The 12,066-nt window shown below is 71.9% G+C and carries 8 protein-coding genes; 6 read left to right on the top strand and 2 right to left on the bottom strand.

The window, feature by feature from the left end:
• Nucleotides 1-299: 299 nt before the first annotated feature.
• From G4D85_RS10580 to G4D85_RS10565, 4 genes are all read left to right on the top strand, one after another.
• Nucleotides 300-1,652, top strand: coding sequence for an RtcB family protein (locus G4D85_RS10580; RefSeq protein WP_164010758.1), 1,353 nt, complete (start codon nt 300-302; stop codon nt 1,650-1,652).
• Nucleotides 1,653-1,798: 146 nt separating this feature from the next.
• Complete coding sequence (locus tag G4D85_RS10575; RefSeq protein ID WP_164010756.1) at nt 1,799-2,749, top strand: TIGR02266 family protein; 951 nt, start codon at nt 1,799-1,801, stop codon at nt 2,747-2,749.
• A 158-nt stretch (nt 2,750-2,907) separates the two neighbouring features.
• Nucleotides 2,908-3,390: a cupin domain-containing protein gene (locus G4D85_RS10570; RefSeq protein WP_164010754.1), complete on the top strand. Its 483-nt coding sequence runs from the start codon at nt 2,908-2,910 to the stop codon at nt 3,388-3,390.
• 156 nt (nt 3,391-3,546) lie between these two features.
• Nucleotides 3,547-4,455 carry an MBL fold metallo-hydrolase gene (locus G4D85_RS10565; RefSeq protein WP_164010752.1) on the top strand — a complete coding sequence of 303 codons (909 nt, stop codon included), beginning with the start codon at nt 3,547-3,549 and terminating at the stop codon, nt 4,453-4,455.
• Between the two features lie 13 nt (nt 4,456-4,468).
• On the opposite strand, the gene G4D85_RS10560 is transcribed toward G4D85_RS10565, so the two are convergent.
• Nucleotides 4,469-6,748 (bottom strand): ATP-binding protein, encoded by a 2,280-nt coding sequence (locus tag G4D85_RS10560; protein WP_164010750.1) that lies wholly within the window; start codon nt 6,746-6,748, stop codon nt 4,469-4,471.
• Nucleotides 6,749-6,974: 226 nt separating this feature from the next.
• On the opposite strand from G4D85_RS10560, the gene G4D85_RS10555 reads away from it, so the two are divergent.
• Nucleotides 6,975-9,188, top strand: a complete 2,214-nt coding sequence (locus tag G4D85_RS10555; RefSeq protein WP_164010748.1) for a tryptophan synthase alpha chain — start codon at nt 6,975-6,977, stop codon at nt 9,186-9,188.
• A gap of 28 nt (nt 9,189-9,216) precedes the next feature.
• On the opposite strand, the gene G4D85_RS10550 is transcribed toward G4D85_RS10555, so the two are convergent.
• Nucleotides 9,217-9,681 (bottom strand): hypothetical protein, encoded by a 465-nt coding sequence (locus tag G4D85_RS10550; RefSeq protein ID WP_240359196.1) that lies wholly within the window; start codon nt 9,679-9,681, stop codon nt 9,217-9,219.
• A gap of 216 nt (nt 9,682-9,897) precedes the next feature.
• Between G4D85_RS10550 and ppk1 the strand changes: the two genes are divergently transcribed.
• Nucleotides 9,898-12,057 carry a polyphosphate kinase 1 gene (gene ppk1, locus G4D85_RS10545; protein ID WP_164010744.1) on the top strand — a complete coding sequence of 720 codons (2,160 nt, stop codon included), beginning with the start codon at nt 9,898-9,900 and terminating at the stop codon, nt 12,055-12,057.
• The last annotated feature ends 9 nt before the right edge of the window (nt 12,058-12,066 follow it).

The raw sequence follows: 12,066 nt of genomic DNA, 5'->3' as shown, positions 1-12,066 counted from the left end.
CTCTCGCTCGGCCGGCTCCACGCGCGGGCGCGCTGCCCGTCTCATCCCAAGGTGGGACATCGACGTCGTCGCGGCAACATCCGTGGCCCGTGCGGGGCTCGGCTGACGCGTCCGTGCACGGCTTCGTGGAGGGTCCGCCCTGCTTCGTGGCGGCTCTGGAGCCCCGCGAAATCGCTCGCCTTCCCGCCTGCTCTCCCAGCATCCTCGTTTCGGACCGGGTTTTCGGGTGCTGCCGGTCAGCCTCCTTCGGACGCTCCCGTCACTGCCGCGTGTTCACCCCTATCGGGGGGATTCAAGCCATGAGCTGGAAGCAACATCTCGAAAAGGCCTCCGAGGGCCACTACGTCCTGCCGAAGACCAAGAGCATGAAGGTCGACGCGGACCTGTTCCTGTCCGACAAGCTGCTCTGGGGCGAGGGCCCCGAGGCGCCCGGCCTGGAGGACGCCGTGTTCGACCAGGTGGTCAACGCCGCGTCCTTCCCGGGCGTCACCCGCGTCGCCGTCACGCCCGACTGTCACGTGGGCTACGGCGTGCCCATCGGCACCGTCGTCGAGACGGACGGCATCCTCCTGCCCACCGCCGCCGGCTACGACATCGGCTGCGGCATGGTGCAGTTGCAGACGTCCCTCATGGCCGAGGACGTCGCCGACCCCGCGCTGCGCCGCCGCTGGATTGACGAGGTGACGAAGCGCATCGCCGTCGGCGTGGGCGCCAGCCGCGTCCAGAAGCAGCGCAAGGTGACGGACCGCACCTTCTCCGAGGTCGTGCGCCACGGCGCCAAGGCCCTGGGCCGCGGCTCCTCGATTACGGAGCGCGACTTCATCCCCGTCGAGGACGACCGGGTGGACATCCCCGAGCGCGCCTTCGGCAAGAGGGACCAGTTGGGCAGCCTGGGCGGCGGCAACCACTTCACCGAGATGCAGGTGGACCAGGACGGGCGCGTCTGGGTGATGCTCCACACCGGCAGCCGCGGCTTCGGGTGGAACATCGCCAAGCACTTCTTCGTGGAGGGCGCCGCGCAGCTCGGCCTCAAGCGCCACAGCGAGGACTTCGTCTGGCTGGACGCGGAGAGCGCCCTGGGCCGCGAGTACTGGAACCTCCACAACATGGCCGCCAACTTCGCCGTGGCCAACCGGCTCATCATCGGCGAGGCCGTGTGCGCCGCGCTCGAGGAGGTCTTCGGCGGCACCGCCAGCGTCTATTACGAAATCTCCCACAACCTCATCCAGAAGGAGGCCGGGAAGTTCGTCGCGCGCAAGGGCGCCACGCGCGCCTTCCCCGCCAACCACCCCGCGCTCAAGCGCACCCCGTGGGAGAAGACGGGCCACCCCATCCTCATCCCCGGCTCCATGGAGACGGGCAGCGCCATCCTCTTCGCGGAGTCCGGTGCGGAGAAGTCCATCTACTCGGTGAACCACGGCTCCGGCCGCCGCCTGTCGCGCGGCGAGGCCCGGCGCGTGCTGAAGCAGGACGTCACCGACAAGCGCATGGCCGAGGCGGGCATCCTCCTCAACACCCGCACCACCCCGCTCGACGAGTCCGGGCCCTGCTACAAGAACCTGGACGACGTGCTGGAGACGGTGGAGATGGCCGGGCTCGCCAAGGTGGCCCACCGCCTCAAGCCCGTGGCCTGCATCAAGGGCGCGGACTGAGGTGGGCGCTGTAAGCCCCGGGAATCCGGGGGCTTACGACGCCTGCCCGCTCCCTTTTCGAGGGTGGTTGAACGCGGGGGAGGGTACGTGGGACTCGTGGGGGCGACCCGGGGGCGCTACAGTGCGCGGCCTTGGAGTCTCCGAGAATGACCTCGCCGTCCCCTGCTGCCCGTCCACCTCCGGGGCCTTCCCGCGAGGCGGAGCTGACTCGCGCCGAGACTGAGCTGTCCGCCCATGAGGCCCGGCTCGCCGAGCAGCTCGCCCGCGCCACCGCCGAGGCGTCCGCGCTCGCCACCCGGCTGACTCAAACGCGCGCCGCGCTGGAGCGCGTCCAGGCCGGCCCCGACGCGGCCCCGACGCTGGAGCAACAGGCGGCCCTGCTCCAGGAGACCGGGGTGCCCGGGCTGGACGTGGACGCGCCGCGCGAGAAGGCCCTGGCGGCCCGCCTGGCGGCGCTGGATGCCCGGCGCAAGGCGGGGCAGGAGATGCAGGCCGCGCTGCGGGCGCACCAGGAGCGGGCCGCGCAGGTGGCTCGCACGGTGGCCGACGCGGAGACGGTGGTGAAGCACCACGTCGAGGCGGCGGCGGCCCGAGTCCGCGCGAAGCAGGAGGCCACGGCGCGGGCGCAGCAGGAGGCGGCGCGAGCGCGTCAGGCCGAGCAGGCCCGGGCGGCGGGCACCGCGAAGGCGCAGGGGGCTCCCATGCCGGCGGCTCCCATGCCGGCGGCGAGGGCCGCGGAGTCCGCGGAGGCGCTGGAAGCCCGGCGCAACGGGCGGGTGCGGATGCACACGTCCATCGACATGCGCAGCGACTCGAACTTCTTCACCGGCTTCTCGATGGACATCAGCGAGGGCGGCGTCTTCATCGCCACGGTGGAGCCGGTGGCGCGCGGCACGCAGGTGGAGCTGGACTTCACGCTGCCCGGCGGCCGGCCCATGAAGGTTACCGGCGTGGTGCGCTGGGTGCGCGAGTCCAATGCCCGCACCCCGGAGCTGATGCCCGGCGTGGGCGTGCAGTTCACCGGGCTCGCCCACGAGGTGGCCAACGCCATCACCTCGTTCGTCACCACGAGAGACCCGATGTTCTTCCCGGACTGAGTCCGGGCGCGGCGACCCGGCACATCCGTCCGGTATTCGACCGCTTCCCGCTCCACAACCCTGACGTGCGGGATTATCCTGAGCAAAAGACAGACAATCCAAGGGGCAGCCCTGGCGCGAGCCATTGCGGCAACGCCCCACCAGGAGACGAACCCGGCATGAGCACGCCTCCCCGGAGCTCCACCGTCACCGTCGTCCGGCCTCCGCGCTGGGACTCCCGCCGCCGCGCCGAGGGCTCGGACAACACGGCCGCCGCGCCAGAGCCCGCCGCACCGCCCACCGTGGACAAGGTCAACCTCGCGGAGAAGCTCGCCCTCTTCTCCGAGCACTGGTCGCCCCGAATCGTCGGAGAGCTGAACGGCCAGCAGGTGAAGGTGGTGAAGCTCCAGGGCCCCTTCGTCTGGCACCACCACGAAGCCGAGGACGAGCTGTTCCTCGTCCTCCAGGGCCACCTCCGCATGGAGCTGAAGGACCGCACCGTGGACGTGAAGCCGGGCGAGTTCATCATCATCCCCCGCGGCGTCGAGCACCGCCCCGTCGCCGAGGAGGAGGTCCACGTGCTCCTCTTCGAGCCCGCCTCCACCCTCAACACCGGCAACACCCGCGGCGAGCGGACCGTCGAGCAGCTCCAGCGCCTCTAAGCCCGCGCAACCCCAGGCGAATCCACCGTCGCCCGGGCGTCACCCGAGCAGGCGAGCACCCACGCGCCCCGTGTCGGTGGATTCCTCACCAGCCCCTCACAGCGCACCTTTGCTCCGAGCGGCCCCACCCGGGCCCCACGCCGAGGAGCGGGAGCGATGCGCATCCACCACCTGAACTGCACCACCATGTGCCCGCCTGGACGCCGGCTGATGGACGGGCGGAAGGGCTTCATCGGGCCGGCGGCACTCACGTGTCACTGCCTGCTGGTGGAGGGCTCGCGCGGCCTCATCCTCGTGGACACGGGCTTCGGCCTGCAGGACGTCCTCCACCCGCGCGAGCGCCTGGCCCCCGTGTTCCTCGACGTGCTCTGCCGGCCCCAGCTGGCCGAGGAGTCGACGGCCATCCGGCAAATCGAGCGGCTCGGCTTCAAGCCCGAGGACGTGCGCGACATCGTCCTCACCCACCTCGACTTCGACCATGCCGGCGGGCTCGACGACTTCCCGCACGCGCGGGTGCACCTGCTCGCGGACGAGTACCTCCAGGCCACCGCGCAGGCCACTGCGCTGGACCGGGGGCGCTTCCGCCCCTTGCAGTGGATTCACGAGGAGAACTGGGTGACGTACCCCACCCCGGACGGCGCGGGAGACCGCTGGTTCGGCTTCGAGTGCGTGCGCGACATGAAGGGCCTGCCGCCGGAAATCCTGCTGGTGCCGCTGGTGGGGCACACGCTGGGGCACGCGGGCGTGGCCATCCAGTCGGACAGCGGCTGGTTGCTGCATGCCGGCGACGCGTACTTCTACCACGGGGAGCTGGACCCGGACCGCTACCGCTGCACGCCGGGCCTGCGCATCTACCAGAAGCTCATGCAGACGGACGGGTACCTGCGCTGGCACAACCTGCGCCGGCTGCGCGAGCTGGTGCGGCGCCACGGCCGCGAAGTCACCGTGTTCTGCGCGCATGACTCGCTGGAGTTCGAGCTGCTCGAGGAGCTCGAGAAGGCCCCCAGCGAGTCCCCGCTGCGCAGCTTCCTCTCGCCCGCGACGGAGCCCACGCTGCACGCGTGAGTCCCCCCGTGGCTCACGCGGGCGGCACCGCGCCCGGGGGCTCCACCTCCGCGCCCAGGTGCATCAGCGGCAGCTCCACCGTGAAGACGGCGCCCTCGCCGGGCGCGCTGTCCACGCGGACGAGCCCGCCGTGCGCCTCCACCAGCTGCCGCACGATGTAGAGCCCCAGGCCGAAGCCCACGTGCTTGCTGGCGGAGGGCTCGCGCTCGAAGCGGTCGAAGATGCGCCGCTGGGACTCCGGGGCAATGCCCTCGCCCTGGTCCTTCACCTGCAGCCGCGCCCGCAGCGCGCCCAGGCGCTCCACGTGCACCTCCACGGGGTGCCCCTTGCCGAACTTCAGCGCGTTGGAGAGGAGGTTCGTCACCACCCGGTCCAGCCGTATCCGGTCCCACCGCCCCACCAGCCCCAGCTCCGCGTCGAACATCAGCTTGCAGCCCGCCTCGTCCGCCTGCTCGGCGAAGCGCTCCACCACCTCGTGCGTCAGCTCGGCCAGGTCCACCGGCGCCACGTCCAGCACCAGCTTCCCGGACGACAGCCGCGACAAGTCCAGCAGGTTGTGCAGCAGCTGCCCCAGCCGCTGCGTCTGCTTCAGCGCGGTGCCCAGCCCCTCGCGCACCTTCTCCCGGCTCGCCTCCGACAGGTCCGTCCGGTGCAGCTTGCGCAGCAGGAACTGCAGCGTGTTCAGCGGGTTGCCCAAATCGTGGGCCGCCACGCCGATGAGCTCCACCGCCTCCTGCGCCTCGCGGAACAGCCTCGCGTTGTCCAGCGCGAGCGCCGCCCGTCCCGCCAGCTCCTCCACGAACACCTGGTCCGTCAGCGTCAGCCGCCGGTCCCACGTGGACGACACCAGGACGAACACCCCCCGCATCTCCTGCCCCACCCGCAGCGGTACCGCCAGGTACGAGCGGACGCCCACCTTCTCCATCAACGCCAGGTGCCCCGGGTCCGAGGCCCTGTTTGCCAGCGCCTCGGGGGACACGTCGCTCACCAGCTCCGAGCGCCCCGTGCGCAGCACCTGCCAGATGCCATAGGGCTCCTCGGACGATGGCGGGTAGCGGCGCAACATCTCCCAGACCCACGGCTCCCGCTCCGGTACCGAGTGCTTCGCCGCCCGGGGCCGAAGCTCTCCCGAGGGTTCCATCAGATACAGGACGCACGCGTCCGCCACCTCGGGGACCATCATCCGGGCCAGCTCCGCCACCGTCAGGTCCGGGTCCAGGAACTGGTGGAACAGACGCCCGGCCTCCGCGAGCAGCCGCTGCGTGCGCTCGGCCCTGCGGCGCTCGGTGATGTCTCGCCACACCGTGGCGAAGCCCTGCGGCCCGCCGTGCTCGTCATGCAGCGCGGTGATGGCGACCTCCGCCAGGAACTGCGTGCCGTCCTTGCGCACGCGCCACCCCTCCACGCGCAGCCGCCCGTCCCGCCGCGCCCGCTCCAAATCCCTCTCCGGCACTCCCGCCGCCACCGCCTCGGGCGGGTAGAAGAGGGAGTCCGGGCGCCCCAGCACCTCGCTCTCGTGGTAGCCCGTCATGCGCTCCGCGCCCGGGTTCCAGCTCGCCACGCGGCCCTGCGTGTCCAGCAGGTCGATGCCGTAGTCCTGCACGCCCTCCACCAGGAACTGGAAGCGCCTCGCGCTGGCCTCGGCCTCCTGCTGGAGCGGCCGCAGCCGCCGCGTCAGCACCCAGGCCAGCACCCCCGCCACCGTCAGCCCCAGCCCCGCCGCCAGGAGGACGAGCGCGAGCACCCGCCGGTCCGCCTCCACCGCCCCCTGGATGCCCAGCGCCAGCCGCTCCTCGCTGCGCTCCGCGAGCAGCTGCAGCGCATCGTAGGTGCGCTGGCGGGTATCCCTCACGCGGGTCTCGAAAATCTTCTCCAGCCGCGCGCGGCTGACGCCGGTGACGTCGGCCGTCTCCAGGGCGCGCACGGCGTCCTCGTGCTCCAGCTCCGCGTGGATGGCGGACTCCAGCAGCGTGGCCACGGGCTCGCTCTCGAGCCGGGGCTTCAGCCGCTCGTACGTGGCGATGAAGCGCTGGCGCGACACCGACATGTCCTGCGCGAAGAGCGGGTCCCTCGACAGCGCATAGCCCCGCCCGCTGGAGACCTTGTCGCTGAAGGCCCGGCGCAGCCGCTCCACCTCCAGCAGGTCCATGGAGAGGTCCAGGATGCGCGCCTTGTTGCTGGTGCGCACGGACATCAGCGCCACCACCGACGTCCCCGCCAGCACGAGCGCCACCAGCAACGAGGCGATGAAGCCGGCGCCGACCCGCCGCGCGAACGTCCACGGACGCCCCACTCCGCCCCCCCTGGCTCACGCCACCCCTGGCCCTGCCCGGGCAAGGTGGAGGGACACGGCACCGCGGACCAGCCGTGCGGCCGGGAGGGGCTCCGTCGGGAACCGGGCTGCCCGACTGTCCACCGGGCGCCAGAAGGCGCGCGCACGGGCGGGGCTCCGCTGGGCAGGGACAGGGCGCGACACCACGTTGTGACGCGGGCGGCGGGACACGGTGCGGCGGGCGGACATGCGAGGCGAGGGGTGGCTGTGGGCGGGGTGCCAGGTGTGTCTCCTGGCGCTATGGGTCGCGTGTACCGACACGACGCCTTCACCGGAGCGGCTGGACGCGCGGCGGACGTCCGACTGCCAGCCGATGACGTGCGCGTCGCAGGAGATGGACTGCGGCATCGCCCTCGACGGCTGCGGCGGCACGCTGGACTGCGGCACCTGCCCCGCCGGTGAGACGTGCGGCGGCGGTGGGCGGCACAACGTGTGCGACGTCGGGCGCTGCGTGGCCACGACGTGCGAGGCGCTGGGGAGCGACTGCGGCCAGGTGCCCGACGGGTGCGGGGGGCTGCTCGCCTGCGGGACGTGTGCCGCGCCCGAGACGTGCGGAGGCGGCGGCACCCCCAACCTCTGCGGCCAGCCCCACTGCGTGCCCGACACCTGCGAGTCGCTGGCGAAGGACTGCGGCACCGTGCCGGACGGGTGCGGCGGGACGCTGGAGTGTGGCACCTGCGACTGGGGAGAGACGTGCGGCGGTGGAGGCCTGCCCAACGTGTGCGGCGCGGGCGCCTGCGGGCCGGTGACGTGCGCGGCGCGGGGAAAGAACTGCGGGCCGATGTCGGACGGGTGCGGGGGGATGCTCGACTGCGGCGCGTGCCCGGAAGGACAGACGTGCGGCGGCGACGCGGTGCCCAACGTCTGCGGCAGCGGTGCGTGCACCCCGGCCACCTGTGAGTCTCTCGGCAAGGACTGCGGCAGCCTGCCGGATGGCTGCGGCGGACTGCTCGGGTGTGGCACCTGCGCGGAGGGGCAGACGTGTGGCGGGGGCGGCGAGCCCAACGTGTGCGGCGGGGGTGCGTGCACGCCGGCCACCTGTGAGTCCCTGGGGAAGGGCTGCGGCCCGGTGCCGGATGGGTGCGGCGGAGTGCTCGAGTGCGGCGCGTGCACCGCGCCCGAGACGTGCGGCGGTGGAGGAGAGCCGGGCGTGTGTGGCCTGCCGCCCTGCACTCCGACGACGTGCGAGGCGCGGGGGAAGGACTGCGGCACCGTGCCGGACGGGTGCGGTGGCGAGCTAGACTGCGGCACGTGCGCGGTGGGCCGGACGTGCGGCGGTGGCGGAGCGCCCAATGTCTGCGGTGCCCCCGCGTGCCGGCCGTACACCTGTGGCCTGCTGGGGAAGAACTGCGGGCCCGTGCCGGACGGGTGCGGCGGGACGCTGGGCTGTGGCACCTGCACGGCGCCCGAGTCCTGCGGCGCGGCCGGCGTGCCCAACGTCTGCGCGGCGACGGCCCCCGTGTGCGTGGACAGGGATTTGGGCAGCGCGCTGCCGGTGAAGGTGAAGGGCTCCACGGCGTACGCGGGGGATGACCACGTGGCGTCGTGCGGAGGGCGGCCCGCGCCGGACCGGGGCTTTCGCTGGACGGCGCCGAGGAGCGGCACCTTCACCTTCGACACGGCGCGCTCGGCGCTGCGCTCACTGGTGTCGGTGCGGCGCGACGGGTGCGGCGGCGCGGAGCTGGCGTGCGCCACGGACGGCATCAGCTACGGCGGCGGCGCGCGGGTGACGGTGCCGCTGACGCAGGGGCAGGCGGTGCTGGTGGTGGTGGACTCGGCGAGCGGAGACCGCTTCAGCGCGGGCCACTTCGAGCTGCACATCGACGAGCTGCGCGCGAGCGAGGCGAGTGCCTGCTTCGACGACATGGACAATGACGGCGACCGCTGGGTGGACTGCGCGGACACGGACTGCCACGAGGCGCCGGGCTGTGGCGGCCGGGGCTGCGCGCACCATGACCTGGGCAGCGCGCTCCCCGTCACCTTCCATGGTGAGACGGCGGGCAGCGGAGATGGCTTCCAGGGCACCTGCGGCGCGCTGCTGCAGCAGGACCGCGCGCACCTGTGGACGGCGCCTCGCGCGGGCACCTTCGTCTTCGACACCTCTCCCGGAGGCTGGGGCAACGCGCTCTACGTGCTCACCGGCTGCCGGGGCACGGAGCTGGGCTGCGCGTCCAACCCGGGTGCGAATGCCCGTGCCTCGCCCGCGGTGAAGGTGACGCTGGAGCAGGGGCAGACGGTGCTGGTGGTGGTGGACGGCATGGCCCACCCCGACCAGGACACACCCATCCGCTACACGCTGCACGTCAGCGAGGCCGCGGCCACGGAGGCAGAGCGCTGCGCGGATGGCGCGGACAACGACGCGGACGGCATGGCGGATGCGGCGGATTCGGACTGCCGGTAGCGCGCGAGCGCGCCACTTCGGGCCCGCGCTACCCGCCCTGCGAAGGCGAGGCCGCCGGAGCCCCATCCTCGGGCGCCGCGAAGGTGCCCGTCTCCGGGTCCACCGACCAGGCGGAGAACTTGTGCTGCGTCACGTCCCGCAGCTTTCCGCCCTCGTAGCAGACCTTGTAGATGAGGAACTGCGGGTTGATGAAGTTGGGCTGGCCGTAGCGGTAGCACTCCGCCCCGTCGTCAGCGCGCTCCAGGGTAATCGGGCGCCCCAGCAGGGCCACCACCTGGTCCGACGTCATGCCCCCGCGCACGGACTTGATGCCGCCAGGCGTAACCAGCCTGTACGTCTGCTCCTCACCCTTCGCCAGGGACCAGAACCCCACCCCCAGCACCACGGGAACCAGGGCGGCCAGCAGCGCCAGGGACCAGCGCCCGCGCTGAGCGGGGCGGCCCTCCTGGAAGGCCGTGAACAGGCCCGAAGCGTCCGAAGGAAGATCTTTCATGGGGGTTTCTGTCGCGCTCACGTCGCCTGACATGCCGACCTCATGACCCGGATGCAAGAAAGTCCACGCCCGCCCCCTTGTCCAGCTGCCCTCTCGCCACCCGGGCAATAGATGGCCTGAGGGCCCGCTCCCCCAGGTAACGGGGAAGTTTACATCGGCCGAGTCACCCTCCTGCTACATCCTCCCCACAAGGCGTTCAAGAGGAGTCACGGAACCATGGCGAAGCGCGGTGGCGGGCGGGGCGGTACCCAGAAGCCGGTGGAGCGGGACGCCATCCCCCCGGGCACGGAGCCGACGGACACCGAGCTCTTCTTCAACCGGGAGCTGTCCTGGCTGGCCTTCAATGACCGGGTCCTCCAGCTGGCCGAGTCCGCCGACATCCCCCTGCTGGAGCGCCTGAAGTTCATCTCCATCTACGCGCGCAACCTGGACGAGTTCTTCATGATTCGCGTCGCCCGCCTGCACGAGCAGGTGCGCGGCAACGTGGCCCGGCTGGTGCCGGACGGCGCGTCTCCCAGCATCACGCTCGACAAGCTCCACCAGGGCATCTTCGAGCAGGGCCGCCGCCACGCCGACTGCTTCGAGAAGGTGCTGCGCCCCGCGCTGGCGGAGAAGGGCCTGCGCATCCTCTCCGCGAAGGAGCTGGACTCGGACCAGCGCAACCAGGTGGATCAGCGCTTCCGGGAGCAGATATTCCCCGTGCTCACCCCGCTGGCCATCGGCCTGGGGCGCCACTTCCCGTACATCTCCAACCTGTCACTCAGCCTCGCCGTGCTGCTGCGGGACACGGAGGCCGACGAGGAGAGCGTGGCGCGGGTGAAGGTGCCCAAGGAGCTGATTCCGCGCTTCCTGCCGCTGAAGGGCAACGTCTTCGTCCCGCTGGAGGAGGTCATCGCCCAGCACCTGGCGGACCTGTTCCCCGGCATGCAGGTGCTGCACTGGGGCGTCTTCCGCGTCACCCGCGACGCGGACTTCACCGTGTCCGAGGACGCCGAGGATTTGCTCAAGGCGGTGGAGACGGAGCTGCGCCAGCGCCGCTTCGGCGACGTCATCCGCCTGGAGGTGGGGGCGGGCATGAGCCCCAAGCTGCTCGAGCCGCTGGTGGAGGCGCTGGGGCTGGAGGAGCGGCAGGTCTACGAGGAGCACGGGCTGGTGGGGCTGTCGGACCTGGCGGCCATCGCCTTCGGGCACGGCTTCCCCGAGCTGAAGGACCCGCCGTGGACGCCCGTCACCCAGCCGCGCCTGCGCCCGGATGCGGACTCGCAGGACGGCGGCACCGTGCTGTCCGCCATGCGGCGCGGGGACTTGCTCGTCCACCACCCCTACGAGTCCTTCGGCTCCTCCGTGGAGCGCTTCGTCGCCGAGGCCGTGGCGGACCCGGACGTCCTGGCCATCAAACAGACGGTGTACCGGACGTCGGACAGCTCGCCGCTGGTGCCCGCGCTGATTACCGCGACGGAGAACGGCAAGCAGGCCGTGTGCATGGTGGAGCTGAAGGCCCGCTTCGACGAGCGCACCAACATCAAGTGGGCCAACGCGCTGGAAGAGGCGGGCGTCCACGTGGTGTATGGGATTCCGTCGCTGAAGACGCACGCGAAGGCCATCCTCATCGTCCGGCGCGAGGGCGAGCGGGTGCGGCACTACGTGCACATCGGCACCGGCAACTACAACCCGAAGACGGCGCGCCTCTACACGGACCTGGGCCTCTTCACGAAGGACCCGGACATCGGCGCGGACGTGGCGGACCTCTTCAACTACCTCACCGGCTTCGGCCGGCCGAAGTCCTTCCGCAAGCTGCTGGTGGCCCCGCTCACCATGCGCGAGGGGCTGATGGAGGAAATCAAGCGCACCATCATGGCGCACACGCTGGAGCGCCCCTCGCGCATCCAGATGAAGATGAACGCGCTGGTAGACCCCGCCATCATCCGCGCCCTCTACGACGCGTCCCGCGCCGGGGTGAAGGTGGAGCTCAACGTGCGCGGCATCTGCTGCCTGCGCCCCGGCGTGCCCGGCGTGTCGGAGAACATCCGCGTGGTGTCCGTGCTCGGCCGCTTCCTGGAGCACTCGCGCGTCTACATCTTCGACCGTGGCACGGAGCTGCGCTGCTACATCGGCTCCGCGGACCTGATGCCCCGCAACCTGGACCACCGCGTGGAAATCCTCGCGCCGGTGGAGGACCCCGCCCTGGCCGCCCAGGTGCGTGACTCGCTGGACCGCTGCCTCGCCGACAACACCGCCGCGTGGGAGCTGACGGCGGACGGCTCGTGGCGCCGCCGCACCCCGGCCAGCCCCGCCGAGAAGCGCTCGGCCCAGGCGGAGCTGATGGAGCGCGCCACGCGCCTGGCCCAGTTCCAGGGGGGCCGTCCGCTGCCCTGAGCGACGGCC

The sequence above is a fragment of the Pyxidicoccus trucidator genome, from assembly GCF_010894435.1.
GTDB lineage: Bacteria > Myxococcota > Myxococcia > Myxococcales > Myxococcaceae > Myxococcus > Myxococcus trucidator.
The sequence above is the reverse complement of the archived record's forward strand: the minus strand, read 5'-3'. Positions and strand labels throughout refer to the sequence as shown.